At 68.3% G+C, this 15,585-nt stretch carries 20 protein-coding genes; 16 read left to right on the top strand and 4 right to left on the bottom strand.

From position 1 onward, the window contains the following. Positions 1-3 precede the first annotated feature (3 nt). The 14 genes from EU800_RS28480 to EU800_RS28550 all read left to right on the top strand — a co-directional run bounded on the left by EU800_RS28480 (position 4) and on the right by EU800_RS28550 (position 9,293). Positions 4-525 carry a GNAT family N-acetyltransferase gene (locus tag EU800_RS28480; RefSeq protein WP_129633283.1) on the top strand — a complete coding sequence of 174 codons (522 nt, stop codon included), beginning with the start codon at positions 4-6 and terminating at the stop codon, positions 523-525. Positions 526-570: 45 nt separating this feature from the next. Beyond that, a complete protein-coding gene (locus EU800_RS28485) occupies positions 571-1,086 on the top strand; it encodes a GNAT family N-acetyltransferase (RefSeq protein WP_129633285.1) in 516 nt (171 codons plus the stop codon). Continuing rightward, positions 1,083-1,616 carry a GNAT family N-acetyltransferase gene (locus EU800_RS28490; RefSeq protein WP_129633287.1) on the top strand — a complete coding sequence of 178 codons (534 nt, stop codon included), beginning with the start codon at positions 1,083-1,085 and terminating at the stop codon, positions 1,614-1,616. The genes EU800_RS28485 and EU800_RS28490 overlap by 4 nt, the downstream gene beginning before the upstream one ends. Then, complete coding sequence (locus EU800_RS29100; protein WP_129633289.1) at positions 1,613-2,707, top strand: GNAT family N-acetyltransferase; 1,095 nt, start codon at positions 1,613-1,615, stop codon at positions 2,705-2,707. The genes EU800_RS28490 and EU800_RS29100 overlap by 4 nt, the downstream gene beginning before the upstream one ends. A 148-nt stretch (positions 2,708-2,855) precedes the next feature. Beyond that, positions 2,856-3,461 carry a GNAT family N-acetyltransferase gene (locus tag EU800_RS28505; RefSeq protein WP_129633291.1) on the top strand — a complete coding sequence of 202 codons (606 nt, stop codon included), beginning with the start codon at positions 2,856-2,858 and terminating at the stop codon, positions 3,459-3,461. Further along, complete coding sequence (locus EU800_RS28510) at positions 3,454-3,750, top strand: chorismate mutase (RefSeq protein ID WP_129633293.1); 297 nt, start codon at positions 3,454-3,456, stop codon at positions 3,748-3,750. The genes EU800_RS28505 and EU800_RS28510 overlap by 8 nt, the downstream gene beginning before the upstream one ends. A 46-nt stretch (positions 3,751-3,796) precedes the next feature. Further along, positions 3,797-4,213, top strand: a complete 417-nt coding sequence (rpsP, locus tag EU800_RS28515; RefSeq protein ID WP_129633295.1) for a 30S ribosomal protein S16 — start codon at positions 3,797-3,799, stop codon at positions 4,211-4,213. A 163-nt stretch (positions 4,214-4,376) separates the two neighbouring features. Then, entirely contained in the window at positions 4,377-4,883 is a 507-nt protein-coding gene (rimM, locus tag EU800_RS28520) for a ribosome maturation factor RimM (RefSeq protein ID WP_129633297.1), read from the top strand. Further along, the gene (locus EU800_RS28525) at positions 4,880-5,809 is read left to right on the top strand and encodes a hypothetical protein (RefSeq protein ID WP_129633299.1); all 930 of its coding nucleotides are present in this window, start codon (positions 4,880-4,882) and stop codon (positions 5,807-5,809) included. Before rimM ends, EU800_RS28525 begins: the two co-directional genes overlap by 4 nt. Beyond that, positions 5,802-6,632: a tRNA (guanosine(37)-N1)-methyltransferase TrmD gene (gene trmD, locus EU800_RS28530; RefSeq protein WP_129633301.1), complete on the top strand. Its 831-nt coding sequence runs from the start codon at positions 5,802-5,804 to the stop codon at positions 6,630-6,632. The genes EU800_RS28525 and trmD overlap by 8 nt, the downstream gene beginning before the upstream one ends. A gap of 98 nt (positions 6,633-6,730) precedes the next feature. After that, a complete protein-coding gene (locus tag EU800_RS28535; RefSeq protein WP_129633303.1) occupies positions 6,731-7,204 on the top strand; it encodes a DUF1203 domain-containing protein in 474 nt (157 codons plus the stop codon). Between the two features lie 270 nt (positions 7,205-7,474). Next, positions 7,475-7,846, top strand: a complete 372-nt coding sequence (gene rplS, locus EU800_RS28540) for a 50S ribosomal protein L19 (RefSeq protein WP_129633305.1) — start codon at positions 7,475-7,477, stop codon at positions 7,844-7,846. Positions 7,847-7,857: 11 nt separating this feature from the next. Then, positions 7,858-8,079, top strand: coding sequence for a 50S ribosomal protein L31 (rpmE, locus tag EU800_RS28545; RefSeq protein ID WP_129633307.1), 222 nt, complete (start codon positions 7,858-7,860; stop codon positions 8,077-8,079). Positions 8,080-8,252: 173 nt separating this feature from the next. Beyond that, positions 8,253-9,293 carry a M42 family metallopeptidase gene (locus tag EU800_RS28550; protein ID WP_129633309.1) on the top strand — a complete coding sequence of 347 codons (1,041 nt, stop codon included), beginning with the start codon at positions 8,253-8,255 and terminating at the stop codon, positions 9,291-9,293. On the opposite strand, the gene EU800_RS28555 is transcribed toward EU800_RS28550, so the two are convergent. From EU800_RS28555 to EU800_RS28570, 4 genes are read right to left on the bottom strand one after another with little or no spacing between them, the layout of a single operon-like run. Continuing rightward, positions 9,277-10,269 (bottom strand): FAD:protein FMN transferase, encoded by a 993-nt coding sequence (locus tag EU800_RS28555; protein ID WP_129633311.1) that lies wholly within the window; start codon positions 10,267-10,269, stop codon positions 9,277-9,279. The genes EU800_RS28550 and EU800_RS28555 overlap by 17 nt on opposite strands. Next, positions 10,250-12,451 (bottom strand): PepSY domain-containing protein, encoded by a 2,202-nt coding sequence (locus EU800_RS28560; protein ID WP_129633313.1) that lies wholly within the window; start codon positions 12,449-12,451, stop codon positions 10,250-10,252. Before EU800_RS28560 ends, EU800_RS28555 begins: the two co-directional genes overlap by 20 nt. An 11-nt stretch (positions 12,452-12,462) precedes the next feature. After that, positions 12,463-12,933 (bottom strand): DUF2271 domain-containing protein, encoded by a 471-nt coding sequence (locus EU800_RS28565; protein WP_129633315.1) that lies wholly within the window; start codon positions 12,931-12,933, stop codon positions 12,463-12,465. Between the two features lie 39 nt (positions 12,934-12,972). After that, on the bottom strand, positions 12,973-13,368 hold the full coding sequence (locus EU800_RS28570) for a hypothetical protein (RefSeq protein ID WP_129633317.1): 396 nt from the start codon (positions 13,366-13,368) through the stop codon (positions 12,973-12,975). A gap of 137 nt (positions 13,369-13,505) precedes the next feature. Here EU800_RS28570 and EU800_RS28575 point away from each other — a divergent pair, with 137 nt between their 5' ends. Both EU800_RS28575 and EU800_RS28580 read left to right on the top strand, forming a co-directional pair. Next, positions 13,506-14,165: a response regulator transcription factor gene (locus tag EU800_RS28575; protein ID WP_129633319.1), complete on the top strand. Its 660-nt coding sequence runs from the start codon at positions 13,506-13,508 to the stop codon at positions 14,163-14,165. Beyond that, positions 14,162-15,559 (top strand): HAMP domain-containing sensor histidine kinase, encoded by a 1,398-nt coding sequence (locus EU800_RS28580; RefSeq protein ID WP_129633321.1) that lies wholly within the window; start codon positions 14,162-14,164, stop codon positions 15,557-15,559. The genes EU800_RS28575 and EU800_RS28580 overlap by 4 nt, the downstream gene beginning before the upstream one ends. Positions 15,560-15,585 lie beyond the last annotated feature (26 nt).

Genomic DNA, 15,585 nt, shown 5'->3' on the forward strand with positions numbered 1-15,585 from the left:
GCCATGCGCACGCCCGTTCTCGAAACCGCCCGCCTGTTCCTGCGCCGCCCGACCCGCTCGGATCTTGGCACCGTCTTTGCCCGGCTGAAGGCCGGCGACCGGCATGTCGCGAGCGCGGCCCTCGCCGGAGAAGGCGCACTGGCCCAGGCGGTGATGATCGCCTGTCATTGGGACCTCAGCGGCACCGGCCTCTTCGCGGTGCTGCCCAAGGGAAGCGACGCGCCGATCGGGCTCACGGGCCCCTGGAAGGCCACCGGCTGGGCGCAGCCCGAGTTGGGCTTCCTGTTCCACGACACACCCGATGCCGACACGCTGGCGCCCGAGGCGCTGCGATGTGCCCGAGGCTATAGCGAAGCGGTGATCGGCTGGCGCGAGATCACCACCCTTGTCCGCAGCGAAGACCGTCGCGCGGCGGCGCTTCTCCGTGCCAGCGGTGCAATCGCCGACCCGTTCGGCGACGCACCGGAGGGCGCGCTGAGCTTCTGCCACCCGGTCCGCAGCAGCGACCGGAGACGCGCGGCGTGACAGGCCGCAGCCGTCATAACACCCGCGATGCGGGAGGGACGCGCCATGGCTGACGCGCCCGTGCTCACCACCGAGCGGCTCGTTCTGCGCGCCCAGCGGATGGAGGATTTCGAGCCTTTTGCCGCCATGCTCGCCTCCGAGCGCGCCGTCTACATGGGCGGCCCCTGCTCGCGCCGCAAAGCCTGGCTGTGGTTCGCTGCCGACACCGGGTCCTGGGCGCTGCGAAATCTCGGCGGCTGGAGCGTCGAACGGCGCGAGGATGGCGCTGTGGTCGGCCAGGTCGCCGTCAACCAGCCGGATTTCTACCCCGAGGTCGAGATAGGCTGGATGCTCTACCCCGCCTACCTGCGCAGCGGCTACGCGCTGGAGGCCGCAACAGCGGCGCGGAACTGGGCCTTCGGCCCACGCGGGCTCGACACGCTGGTGAGCTATATCGATCCGCCCAATGCCCGCTCGATCCATCTCGCCGAACGCCTCGGGGCAGTTCGCGACGATGAAGCCGCGCGGCCGGACTCGAACGATCTCGTCTATCGCCACCCGGATCCCGGAGGCAGTGCATGAACCGGATCCATGTCGATGTCCCCGTGCTCGAGACGGAACGCCTGTGCCTGCGGGCGCCGCGGCCCGAAGACTACGCAGGGTTTCGGGATTACTACGCCTCGGAAAGGTCCATCTACACCGGCGGCCCGCTCGGCGAGCGCGACGCCTGGCGCGGTTTCGCAGGCCAGCTTGGTCACTGGGTGATTCATGGCTACGGGATGTGGACGATCACCTTGCGTGGCGACACGGTTCCGCTGGGCTTCGCGGGACTGTGGAACCCGGGGACATGGCCCGAGGCGGAAATCGGCTGGAGCCTCTACGAGGGCGCCGAAGGCCGCGGGATCGCGTTCGAGGCCGCGAGGGCCGCGCTCGGCCATATCTTCGGACCGCTCGGCTGGGAGACCGTGGTCAGCTATATCCACAGGGACAATGCCCGCTCTATCACGCTGGCCGAACGCCTCGGCGCAACTCGCGACGACAGCGCGGCGCGCCCGGCCCACGCCCCGGACTGCCTGGTCTACCGCCACCCCCGCCCGGGAGGCGCCGCATGATCGAACGGCTCGAGACCGACCGGCTCATCCTGCGCCGCCCGACGCCCGAGGATGCGCAGGCCTATATCGCCTACTACGCCTCCGACTGGCGCGCCACGCATGGCCCGGTGATGCAGGCAAGCGGCGCACGGCGGCGCTATCAGCGCATCCTCGCCCATTGGGAGAAGAACGGCTACGGCCGCTTCGTGATCGAGCGAAAGGGAGAGGACGGCGCCCTCGGCCTCGCCGGGCCGCACTGGCCGGATTCCTACCCCGAGGCCGAACTGACGGGCCAGCTCTGGACCCGCGATGCAACCGGCAAGGGATACGGCGTGGAAGCTGTGATCGCCGCGCGCAGCCATGCCTACACGGCCCTCGGCTGGACATCGGCCGTCACCTATGTCCATTCAGAGAACCACCTTGCGGTCAGAATGGCGCGCAAGCTGGGTGCGCGGATCGACGCCTCGGTGCATGCCCCTGCCGCGCTCTACGGCCACGACGCCTGGCGCCACCCCTCGCCGGAGGAGCTCTCCTCCACCGGCGTTCACCACCCCGTGCGCCGCAGCCGCATCGCCCGGCCGCGCAAGCCCGCCGCACCGGTGCTCACGACGCCGCGGCTCACGCTGCGGCCCTACCGCTTCGAGGATTTCGAACCCGTCGCTGCCTTCCTTGCCTCCGACCGCGCCCGGCCGATGCACGGGCCCTATTCGCGCGAGGCCGCCTGGGCCTGGTTCACCAACAACGTCGCCCAGTGGTCGCTCTTCGGCTATGGGGGGCTGATGATCGAGGCGCAGGGGCGCACGGTCGGTCAGGTGTCGATCAATTCCGGACTGGCGTTTCCCGAACCGGAACTCGGCTGGTTCCTCTTCGACGGCAACGAAGGCCAGGGCTTTGCCACCGAGGCGGCTCGCGCTTTGCGCGACTTCGCCTACGAGAGCGCCGGGCTGGAAACGCTGGTGAGTTATTGCACACCGGAGAACGCCGCCTCGATCGCACTGGCCGAGCGCCTTGGTGCGACCCTGGACCCTGAGGCTCCGCGCCCGGCCCCTTCGGTTGTCGTCTATCGCCATCCGGCGGCGGATGCCGATGGCAGCCCGGAGGCCTATGCATGAGACGACGTCTTTGCACCCCCCTGCAGGTCCCTTCGAAGAGACGTGCCAAAGAGGCTCGAGTTTCCTTTGCCGCCTGGAACGTTTCGCCGACCGCTCTCGCCGACGCGAGTGTCCCCCATGTCTATCGCCACGGGAAGGGAGTCGCCTGATGGGCCATCGCGACATCCCCGTCCTCTCTTCCGAACGCCTCGTCCTGCGCGGGCCGGAACCGGACGACTACCCGAATTTCCGCTCCACCTTCTCCTCCTACCGCTCGCGCTTCATGGGGGGGCCGCTCAACGCCTACGAGATCTGGATGCTCTACGCCGCCGAGATCGGCCATTGGGAGATCCGCGGTTTCGGCATGTGGATGATCCACCTGCGTGAGACCGACCAGACGCTCGGCATGGCCGGCGGCTGGTTCCCGCCCAAATGGCCCGAGCGCGAGATCGCCTGGTTCATCTGGCCGGAGGTCACCGGTCATGGCTACGCGCTGGAAGCCACCCATCTGGCGCGCAAGTATTTCTACGAGAAGGCCGGCTGGGACACCGCCGTTTCCTATCTCGACCCGAAGGACCTCGACTCCATCCGGCTGGCCGAACGGCTCGGCGCGGTCAAGGACAAGGACGCCGCCTCGGTCGATGGCAACGACGTCGTCTATCGCCATCCGAGCCCGGCGCGGCTCCGCGACGGTCAGCTCCGCGACGGCATCGAGTTCGAGATCCGCTCCTATTACGACCCGCTGTTCAAGCCGAAAGGATACGCCATTGACTGACGCAGCAGCCAAGGCCGCGGCGCTCCTCAAGGAGCACCGCGCGAGCATCGACAGGCTCGACGCGATCCTCGTCTACACGCTCGCCGAGCGTTTTGCCCATACCCAGGCGGTGGGCAAGCTCAAGGCGGCGCACGACCTTCCGCCGTCCGATCCCGCGCGCGAGGCGCAGCAGATCGAACGTCTCGAAGATCTGGCGAAAGAGGCCGACCTGGATCCCGATTTCGCCAAGGCCTTCCTGAATTTCGTCATTCAGGAGGTCATCCGACACCACAGGAAACACCAGGAATGACGACCGGACACCCGGTCCAATCACAGCCATTCAAAGGAGAAACACAATGGCCATGAAAATCCGACTCGCCCGTGGCGGTTCCAAGAAACGCCCCTTCTACTCGATCGTCGCCGCCGACAGCCGCATGGCCCGCGACGGCCGCTTCATCGAGAAGCTGGGCTCCTACAACCCGCTTCTGCCGAAGGATTCGGAAGATCGCGTGAAGATGAACATGGAGCGCGTGCAATACTGGCTCGACCAGGGCGCCCAGCCGACCGACCGGATCACCCGCTTCCTCGAGGCCGCGGGCGTGAAGGAGAAGACCGAGCGCTCGAACCCGAACAAGGCGAAGCCGGGCAAGAAAGCCACCGAGCGCGCCGAGGAGAAGGCTGCCAAGGCTGCCGCTGCCGCCGAGGCCGAGGCTGCGGCCGCGGACGAACCCGAGGCGCCCGCCGAGGAAGCCGAAGAGGCGTCGGCCGAGTAATCGGCCGGCCCGCGCGGCATGATCCGGCTGGCGATATGGGGCCTGCTCTTCGGGGCCGGCCTCTGGTGGGGCATCAGGTTGCATGGCATCGTCATGGACGACCGCTGTCTCGATGCCGGCGGCCGGATCTCTGACCGCGGGATATGCCTGGGAGTGAGCGAGGATGGCTGATCGCGTCTGCGTCGGTGCCATCGCCGGCGCCTTCGGTGTCGCGGGGGAGGTGCGGCTGAAGAGCTTCTGCGCCAATCCCGACGACATCGCCTCCTATGGGGCGCTCTACACCGAGGATGGTGATCGGTCCTTTACCGTGACCATCTCCCGACCGGTCAAGAACGGCCTCGCGGCGCGCCTTTCGGGCATCGCCACGAAGGAACAGGCGGATGCGCTCCGGGGCATCCGCCTGATGGCCGACCGCGCACGCATGCCCGACCTGCCCGAGGACGAGTTCTACCATGCCGACCTGATCGGGTTGGAGGTGCGCGACACCGGCGGCGCGCTTCTCGGCCATGTTCGCGCGGTGCAGGAATTCGGCGCCGGCGACATGCTGGAGGTTCACGGCCCCGGCCTCAAAACCACGGTGCTCCTGCCCTTCACCCGCGAAGCGGTGCCCACCGTCGACATCGCCGCCGGCCGCATCGTCGCCGACCCGCCCGAGGGGCTTTTCGAATGAGGCGTGAGGGCCTCTGGCTCGCCAGCGCGCTCTTCTATGCCGCGCCGGTCGGGGCGGGGCTCTCTGGTGCGAGCTATTTCGCGGCGCTGCCCTTTGCGGCCCTGTTCCTGCTCTGGGTCCTCGTGATGCGCGCCGAGCCGTTTCGGGACGGCGCGGCCTTCGTGTTGCCGACCCTCGTGCTGCATGTCGCCTTGGCCTCGATGCTCCTCGGCTTCGGACAGTTGCTGCGTGCCCTTCTCGGTGTCGAGGCGCAGTCCAGGCTCTCGCCCTGGCTGGCAATGGGACTCGGCGGGGTCGCGCTCGGGCGCCTTCTCTGGCAGCCGAAGAAGGAAGCGGAGATCGAGTTTTTGATCGAGATCGCCCTGAAGAAGCTCAACGATTTCGCCGACGATGCCGAGGAGATCCTCGAGCAGGAGCCGGACCTCCCGCTCAGCCACCCGACCGAGGCGGAGGCCGCGGCGCTGGCGCAGGCGATTGGCAAGCTGGATGCGCTTGCGCCGGAGGGGGCGCCGGAGGCCGCGTTGCGCAGGTATCTGCGCCCGCTCGAACGGGAAGTGCGGGCGCATGTCCTCCTCGATGCGGTGCTCGCCCGCGCCGAGGCCAGCGGCACGCGGCGGGACCGGCAGGCGGCGCTCCTGCTGGCCACAAACGGCCCGCTCGCCTGGTCCGAGCTGGGCCGGCGACGGGTCGCCGCGGTCTTTGACCTGATCGTGGCGGCGGCCGACGTGCCAGAGCTTGCCCGGTTTCTGACCCGGGCTCCGGACCTGCTCGCGGCGTATCCCGCGACCGTGCAGGACTTCCCCGCCGTGCCGCGGCTCCTAGACATCGCTGACCAGATCGAGGCATCCGAACCCGACCTCGCGGAGGCGCTTGTGCAGCTGGCGCATGATATCGAGGATCTTGGGCGGGAGCCGGAAGATGGTTGAGCGTGCAAAATCCCATGGGCGGCTGTCGATCCGCCCGAGCCTCGTGCCACGCGACCTGATGGACGAGACGACCGAGCTTGCCGGCGCCTGGCGGGCGACGATCATCACGCTCTTCCCCGACGCATTTCCCGGCGTGCTGGGGGAATCGCTCACCGGCAAGGCACTGAATGACGGGCTCTGGGCGCTGCGGACGATCGACCTGCGACGCTTCGGCGAGGGCCGGCACCGCAATGTCGACGACACGCCGACCGGCGGCGGCGCCGGCATGGTGCTCCGCCCGGACGTGGTGGCGCGCGCTCTCGACGAGGCGGCGCGCGGCACGCCGGTCGACCGGGCGCATTGGCCCGTGGTCTATCTCTCGCCGCGGGGGCGGCGTTTCGACCAGGCAACCGCGCGGGCCTGGGCCGCGGCCGAGGGCGTGACGCTGCTCTGCGGCCGTTTCGAGGGCGTCGACCAGCGGGTGCTCGACGCTTATGGGGTCGAAGAGGTGAGTCTCGGCGATTTCGTCCTTACCGGAGGCGAGATCGCGGCACAGGCGATGATCGACGCCGTGGTGCGGCTCCTTCCCGGTGTGCTCGGCAATCAGGCCTCGACCGAGGAGGAAAGCTTCTCCGAGGGCCTGCTGGAGCATCCGCAATACACGCGCCCGAACGACTGGCAGGGTCGGCAAGCGCCGGAGGTGCTGCTCTCGGGACACCATGCCCGGATCTCCGAATGGCGCCACGCTCAGGCAAGGGCGCTAACGCGGGAGCGGCGGCCGGACCTCTGGAAAGCCTGGTGCACGGCGCACGGAATCGACCCCGAGAGCGGCGAACCCGGCTGACGAGCCCCTCGCGCACAGGCTGAAACCGCAGGAAGCGGGTCGCGCCGGCGGGCACGCCGCGGCTATCCGTTCACCGAACAGATGCCGAGGAATATCCCATGCCTTTCCAGATCCAGGCCCTGCCCATGACCCCCTTTCTCCCGCTTGTCGGAGCTTCCGACGCGGAACTCGCGGCGCGGAATGGCCGCCGCGTCGTCGCCGAGAGCGACTCCGGCTACCCCTGCCGTGTGAGCCTGCGGGACGCCGCGGCCGGCGAGACGCTCCTGCTGGTGAATTTCGAGCATCTGCCGGGCGCCTCGCCCTTTCGCGCCTCCCACGCGATCTTTGTCCGCGAGGCGGCGGTTGAGGCCAGCCCGGCGCCAGGAGACATCCCCGCTTCCATTGCTTCGCGCCTCCTGTCGGTTCGCGGATTCGACGCGGCGGATATGCTGCAGGACGCCGATGTCGTGGAGGGAGCGGCGCTTGCCGAGCGTCTCGAACGGATGTTCGCCGCCCCCGAGATCGACTACATCCACGTTCATTACGCGAAGCAGGGCTGCTTTGCCGCGAAGGTCACGCGCACGGAGGGATGACCGCATCCGCGAGGCTTGCAAAGCAGGGACGGCTGGCCTAAACAGCGCCATCCCGAGCGGGCGACCGACTCGGGTGGTTTCGTTTTGACGCCGGATCGAACGGGCGGGCCTTCTTCGGCCCCTACCCGCCGGCGCCCGAAACGCGGCCACGAAAGGAAAGACGACCTGACCTCCGGCGGGCGCAGATGCGGACCCGATGAAGACCAGGAGCTCCGGGGCGGCGCAAACACTTTGCGGAGCAACCGCAAGCAGTCACAAGGAGCGTTTCAGATGGATCTGATCGCGGAACTGGAGGCCGAACAGATCGCCTCCCTCGGGAAGGAAATTCCCGATTTCAAGGCCGGCGACACGGTGCGCGTCGGCTACAAGGTCACCGAGGGCACGCGGAGCCGGGTGCAGGCCTATGAAGGCGTCTGCATTTCGCGCAAGAACGGGTCCGGCATCGCCGGTTCTTTCACTGTCCGCAAGATCTCCTTCGGCGAAGGCGTGGAGCGTGTGTTCCCGCTCTACTCGACCAATATCGAAAGCATCACCGTCGTGCGCCGCGGTCGCGTCCGCCGCGCCAAGCTCTATTACCTGCGCTCGCGCCGCGGCAAGTCGGCCCGGATTGCGGAAGACAGCACCTACAAGCCGAAGTCGTAAGGAGCGCCGCGATGAAAAAGAACCTGCATCCCGAGTACCACCTCATCGACGTCAAGCTGACCGATGGCACGGTGGTCCAGATGAAATCGACCTGGGGCAAGGAAGGCGACCAGCTGTCGCTCGACATCGACCCCTCCGTCCACCCCGCCTGGACCGGCGGCTCGACCAAGCTGATGGACAGCGGCGGCCGGGTGTCGAAGTTCAAGAAAAAATACGAGGGCCTTGGCTTCTGAGCCACGGATCCTTGACGGAACGAAGCGCCGCCCCTCGGGGCGGCGTTTTCGTTTCGGGGGCCAGCCGGAGGGAGAAAGGGCCGGAGTGCGACAGGCGGCATTTGGCGATTCAACGACCGCCGCAAATGCTGTAGAGCGGAGGCCGACATGCATTGCCTGAAGTGGATCACGCCATGAATATCGACCTTCTCAAACGCCTTTGCGAAACGCCCGGCGTGCCCGGCCACGAGCACCGCGTGCGCGAGTTGATCCTAGCGGAGACCGAGGGCCTCTTCGACCATGTCGAAACCGACCCGATGGGCTCGCTTCTCTGCCGACGCGACGCGCGCGGCGGCGCGGCGGCGCCGCTCAAGGTCATGCTGCTCTGCCACATGGACGAGATCGGTTTTCTCGTGAGTCACATCACCAAGGAAGGCTTCCTGCACGTCCAGCCGGTCGGCGGCTTCGACCCGCGCACGCTCTTCGCCCGAAGGGTGCTGGTCTGCACCGAGGCGGGCGACCTGCCCGGCGTGATGAACGCCTCCGGGCCGGGCGTGCACATCACCAAGCCCGACGACCGAAAGAAGGTCCCCGACACGCACGAGTTCATCGTCGACATCGGGCTCGGCGCCGCGGCGGCCGAGCGGGTGAAGATCGGCGACATGGTGGTGATGGACGAGCCCTTTGTGGAAATGGGCGAGAAATGCGTCTCCAAGGCGCTGGACAATCGCGTCGCCTGCTGGCTCGGGATCGAGGCCATGCGCGGCCTCGGCGAGGCCGCCAACGCGGCCGAGATCCACGTCGCCTTTACCGCGCAGGAAGAGGTCGGCCTCCGGGGCGCACGCACCGCCGCCTTCCGGGTGCAGCCCGATATCGGGCTCGGCGTCGACACGACGCTGGCCTGCGACACCCCCGGCGTGCCGGAACAGGATCGGACCACCGAGCAGGGCAAGGGATTCGGCCTGCATGTCCGCGACAGTTCCTTCATCGCCGATACCGGGCTGGTTGCCGAGATCGACGCCCTAGCCCGCGCCGAGGGTATCCCGTTCCAGCGCACCATGCTGCGCTCGGGCGGACAGGACGGCGCGGCGGCACAACAGGCCGCTGCCGGCGCCCGTGCTGTGGGGATCGTCGTCGGCACGCGCTACATCCACACGATCTGCGAGATGATCGACCTGCGCGACCTTGCGGCGGCGCGCGACATCCTCGTCGCCTATCTCAAGCAGGCGGGGTAACGGCGGCAGGTCGTTCAGGCTGCCCGAACGCCGCAAAGACCGGACCGGTGCGCGTCTGCGCGAGCTGCGCTCCGTCCCGGTCGAGAAACAGCACGGAGAGGCCGAGGCGCTGCGCCAGTTCGGAGCCACGGTCGCGGCCGAGCACCATCATCGCCGTTGCCCAGGCATCGGCCAGAAGGCAGGTCGGCGCGACCACCGTGACCGAAGCCGGGCTGTCGGCCAGCGGCGCGCCGCGGGCAGGATCCATGGTGTGTGACCATCGCCGGCCGCCAAGGTCGATCCAGTGCCGATAGTCGCCCGAGGTGGCGACGGCGGCGTCGCCGAGGGTCAGGACCGAATGCGCGGCACGATGGCCATGGTCGGGTCGTTCCACGCCGATGCACCACGGCGCGCCGCCCGGTTGCGACCCGAGCGCACGGAGCTCACCGTCGATCGAGAGGAGCGCATGCGCGATGCCGAAGCTGCATGCGGTCTCGGTCAGCCGGTCCACGCCAAAGCCCTTGGCGATCCCGCCTAGGTCGAGCACCAGCGGCGCGTGCTTGCGGGCTCGGCCCCGGGCTATGTCGATCTCCAGCACCTCATAGGTCGGGCGGCGCGGCGCGTGCAGCGCGGCGCGGATCCGGTCCTCCGCCGCCTCGGCCGCGCCGAACCCCCAGGCCCGGACCGCATCGCCCAGCCCCATGTCGAAGGCTCCGCCCGATGCGCGGCCGATCGCGAGCCCGGCGTCGAGGACGGTGAGAAGACCGGCCGGTCCGTCGACCCACCGGCCGGTCTCGGCGCGGTTCAGCCGCATCAGGTCGCTGTCCTCCGACCAGGTCGACATCTGGCGGTCAACATCGCCGACAGCAGCCGCCAACGCCGCCCGGAGTCGGGCCGGTTCGAGATCTGGTGCGGCATAGACAATCGCAGACCAGCGCGTGCCCATCGTCGGACCGTTGAGCGCGTGGCGGACGAGATCAGTAGACATCTTCGACATACCTTCCCTGCGCCTTGAGGGCGATCGGTCCGAGATTGGATGGGGCAAGGATATCCTCGAGCGCGGCGGCAACGCCCGCGGCCATGTCGCGGCCGCCACAGACCATGATCCGTGCGCCATCGGCAATCCGCCGGCGCAGGGCGTCGGCATCCCGGCGCAGCGCGTCCTGAACGTAGGAACGATCCACGCTGCGGGAGAAGGCTGTCACGACCGAGCTGAGCTTGCCCTCCTTCTGCCAGCGGTGGAGATCCTCGCCATAGAGCAGGTCGCTGGACCTGTCGCGGGCGCCGAAATAGAGGTGCATCGGCCGGCGCGCGGTATTGGCGCGGGCAAAGCCCGCCAGCGGGCCGATCCCGGTGCCCGCGCCAATCAGGATCAGCGGCGCTTTGTCCTCGACCGGGTGGAACCCGGCATTCCGGCGCAGGAAGGCGCGGATCGTCTCGCCCGGCTCCAGCGCGGTCAACTGACCGGAGCAGAGGTCGCCCGGATGCCTGCGCACGCAGATCTCGATGAACCCGTCGGTGCTGCCGGAGGCGAGCGAGTAGTAGCGCGGCACCGTGTCGCCTTCGGGAATGACGCCGATAAGATCGCCGGCCTGGAACCGCGCAAAGCCGCGTCCCGTCAGACGGGCCCAGAACGAGCAGCGCGGCAACGCGAAACGCAGGATCGCGGTGGGCGCCTGCACCGCCTCGCCATAGTCGCGACGCGACAGGAGCGGCAGCAGGACACCGCGCGTCTCGGCGGCCTCGCCGTCGAGCGGCAACGCGACCCCGAGGGCCTCGGCAAGCGTGGCGCCCCAGCGGGCAAAGTCCTCGTGCGATTGCCTGTCCACGCGGCCGAGCGGCATCATCTCGCGCCGGCCGGCCGCGCGGACCGCGCTCCGGACCTGCTCGGTGAAGGCGCAGAAGCGTGGAAAGGCGCTGTCACCGAAGCCCAGGATCGCAACCGGGGCGGCGGGTGGCCGTGGCAAAGCGTCGAGCCGATTGAGGAAGCCCCGGGCCGAGGCCGGTGCGTCGCCATCGCCGGAGGTCGCGGCGAAGATCAGGATACGGGTGGCGCGGAGGTAGCGTTCAGGCGCGAAGTCCGACATGGCGGCGACATGGGTGGCGCTGCCGGTCCCGGTCAGCGCCTTGCGCAGCGAGTCGGCGAAGCCCCAGGTGGTGCCGCCCTCGGAACCGACGAGGAGGATCGTGTCGGCCTCTTCCGCGGTAACCCGGACCTTTCTGCCTCTCGGCAGCAGCGACCGGCCGGATTGCAGCAACCAACCTGTCAGCGACAGAACCGGAACGCTCAATGCGCAGAGCCCGAGGACCATGCCGAGCCAAGCCGCGCCCTCGCCTTTATGCAGCATCTGGATCGTGTCGGAGACCCGGTCGAGCCGCGTTTTCCCGGCCCATGCCAGCAGCGCGCCGCTGCCTTGGTCGACGTAGCCGATGCCGGCTGTAGTCTCGATGGTGAAGACATCGCGCAGGTCCCCGATCCGGGGCAGGGTCAGCGCGCGAAGATCCGCCAGCTGGATCTCCTTCAGTGCCGTCAGCATGGCCGGAGAGACCCCGCCCACACCGCTCACCGGAGGCAGCGCCGGTAGTGCGCCACCATGCGGAACAAGGCCGGTATAGCCGGCGAAGAGCCAGAGCCCGGTGAGCGCCGAGAGCAGGAGGCCGATCCCGGCTGCGCGCGCAATCTCGAGATGCAGCCGCTGTGGCAACGGCCCTTTCAGCGGTCCGAAGAGCCGGCGCCAGCCGCCCATCCGGCGCGCGGCGAGCAGGAAGCCGGAGACCGAAAGGATCACCATGAAGAGGCTGACAAGCGCCACGGCGATCCGGCCCGCGTCCCCGGCGAAGAACGCGCGGTGCATGTCGACGAACCAGCTTTCCACCGGTGAGCGGACAAGCGGGGCAAGGATCGTCCCATTCGCCGGGTCGATGACCCATTGCGACGCGGTGCCGTCGTCATAGGCGTAGGCGGTGATCCGGCCCGAGGGCGCGCGCCGGATCTGTTCCAGGCCCGGCACCACATTCTGAACCTGCGCGACGAAGCTGCCGACATCGGTCACCGGAGTGGCCGGCGTCGACACCGCCTCTGCTGCCGGATAGAGCGAAAGGACGGCACCGCTCAGCGCCGTGACGGAGACCAGCAGGGCGAGGACGAGCCCTGCCCAACGGTGCAGCGGACGGATCATCGGCCCCTCCCCTACATGTCGTAGCTGAACTGGGAGATGTAGGTCCGGCCCGTCACGAGCTGGCCGGCGCCGTCCGTGGTCAACGGCACCACGATCTCGGAGGGGCTGTTGCGCATGTCCTCGACCGAAGCGTCGATATGCAGCTCGTACCCGGCATCGAACAGCGCGTCGGCAAGATCGAAGCTCACCGTAAGGGTCTTGCCGGACCCGACGCTGGCTCCGGTGATCCCGTTCACCTCTGCCGTATTGCCGCCGGTGGCGCGGTACCAGTCGGTGAGGCTTTCGTAATACTTGGCTTTCGGACCGGCCATCCACAGCGAGCCAACATAAGCCCCTCCGGCGTCTGTGACGTAGTAGGCCAGATAGGCCCCGTTACCACCGTACTCGTTCAGCGTCGTGGTAAATGCCACGTCCCTGGCCAGGGCAATGCCGGGCGCGGTAAGCGCGGTGGTCAGCGCAAGGGCGGCAAGTAGCGTCTTCATTGTCTGGTATCTCCTTTGGTCGGAATGGTCTTGGCGGGTTCAGTTCGTCTGCACCCTCGGCGCCGTATCGCTGTTGAAGAGGCCGTTGGTGGGCGGTGGCGTGGTGCCCGCCCGCGCCGGGCCGGCGCCGCCGCGACGATAGTCGTCGTCGTCATCATCTTCATCGTCGTGATCGTCGTCCCAGAAGCGGCCGAAGAACCAGCCATGGTCGTGGACGTCCCTCTCGCGATGGCCGTGCCGCTCGCCATGTCCATGCGTCCCGGAGCGTTTCCACGCGTCCCCGTCGGCGGGCGCGCTGGCAGAGGTGGTGGCACAGGGCGCGACCGCGGCCTGATCGCCCAATGGTTGACCTGTTACCGGGCTCTGCGCCTGAGCCGAGGCGCTCAGGGTCGTGACGGCAAGTGTTGCAAGAAGCAGTCTTGGAAGGGTCGGCATGTGAGTCTCCTGCGTGATCTGATGCCCACTGGATCGCCTCCCTTCCTGATCGCTTCCTGACGAGGCCGCGGAAATCGCGTCAGCTTCCCGTAAGGTTTCGGGCGCATTAGGGTGCCCGAGGAAATCCGGAGCCACGCATGCGCATCCTGTTGATCGAAGACGACACGGTTCTCGGGGCCGCGGTCCATGACCAGCTCAAGGCGGACGGACATTCCGCCGACTGGGCCACACGGCTCGACATGGCGCAGGACGCACTGGCCGTCGGCCCGTTCGAACTCGTGCTGCTGGACCTGATGCTGCCCGACGGGCGCGGCATCCCATTTCTCAGGGTCATGCGGGCGCGGGGCGACGTCACGCCGGTGATCATCCTGACCGCGCTCGACCAGGTGTCGGACCGGATCGAGGGGCTGAACGCGGGGGCGGACGACTACATGGTCAAACCCTTCGACCTCTCCGAACTGTCGGCGCGCATCGGTTCGGTGGCGCGGCGCTATGCCGGCAATCCGAATCCACTCGTTCATGTCGGCCCGCTTGAGATCGACCTTGCCGCCCGAACGATCCGGCGCGAGGGCAGGCCCGTCGTGCTGACCGCCCGGGAATGGGCACTGTTCGAGGCGCTCGTCCAGGCTCCGAGCCAGGTGCTGTCCAAAGGTCAGCTCGAGGAACATCTCTACAGCTTCGACGACAGTATCGAGAGCAATACGATCGAGGCGCATGTGAGCCGCCTGCGCAAGAAACTCGGCCGCACGGCGATCGAGACCGAGCGCGGGCTCGGCTACCGGCTGGGTCGGTCATGACAGGGCCGCGCTCGCTCCAGCTTCGGCTCGCGCTCGCGATCGGGCTGGCGGTCACCCTGCTGTGGCTCGCTGCGGCCGGTGTCACGGCGCACCGGCTGCGGCACGAACTGGACGCGGAATTCGACGGCGCGCTGCGCGACACGGCGCACCGTCTGCTGCTGCTGACCGGACGCGAGGAGAGCAACTTTCGCGTCCGCACGCATGGCCACGAGCGGGATGACCGGTCCGACCATGACGACGATTTCGACGACGACGATGAAGCCAGCAAGGAGGATGCGGGCAAGGCGCTTTCCGGCGACGCCTACAGCTATCTCATCCGCGACGAGTCCGGAGCGGTCATAGTGGCCTCCGAGGGCGCCGACCCGGCCGATTTCCCGCCTTTCGAGCACGAAGGCTTCCTCCGCACCGGCGACCGAACCCTCTTCTACGACCGCGCCCGACGTGGCGACACGGTCCTGACCATCGCCGTGTCCGAGCCCAGCTCGCGCCGCACCATGGTCGCCGGCGAGATCGCGGTGAGCCTGAGCCTGCCGTTGCTGCTGGTGATCCCGCTGAGCCTCGTGGCCATCTTCCTCGTGGTCAGGCACAGCCTGGCGCCGATGCGACAATTGCGCGACGACCTTGGCCAGCGGAGCGCCAATAACCTCGCCCCGCTCGACGATCGCGGCCTCCCGGCCGAGCTGACGCCCATCGTCGGCAGCCTCAACGCCCTCCTCGCGCGGCTCGGCGGTGCCTTCGAGGCCGAGCGCAGCTTTGCCGCCAACGCGGCGCACGAGTTGCGCACGCCGGTGGCCGGCGCCATCGCCCAGGCGCAGCGACTGAAGGCCGAGACGGAGGATGCCGCGGCGGCGGCACGCGCGGGCGAGATTGAAACCACGCTGAAGCGGCTGAACAACCTGTCGGAGAAACTCATGCAACTGGCCCGCGCCGAAGGCGCGCGGCTGCGCACTGGACAGCCGACCGACCTGCGCCCGGTCCTGCGCATGATCGTCGACGATTTCGAACGGCTCGGCGCCTCCGGGCGAATGGAGACAAGCCTCGTAGAGCGACCGGTCCTGTCGGATCTCGACCCGGACGCTTTCGGGATCCTCTCCCGGAACCTGATCGAGAACGCGCTGAAGCACGGCGCTCCCGGCGAGCCGGTTGCCGTCTCGCTGTCGGACCGTGCGGTCCTCACGGTCTCGAACCACGGCGCTGTCATCCCGCCCGACGCGCTCGAGCGGCTGACCACCCGGTTCACCCGCGCCAATGGCAAGGTCGGCGGCAGCGGGCTCGGCCTCGCCATTGTTCGAATCATCGCGGACAGGGCCGATGCGACACTCGAATTTCATTCGCCCGTGCCGGGCGGTCCGGACGGCCTTGAGGTGCGCGTGTCCTTTCCCTCTGCCGGATAGGCGCGCGCCGCGACGGGACGTGACGC

This window comes from Tropicimonas sp. IMCC6043 (assembly GCF_004146235.1).
In the GTDB taxonomy this organism is placed as follows: Bacteria; Pseudomonadota; Alphaproteobacteria; order Rhodobacterales; family Rhodobacteraceae; genus Tropicimonas.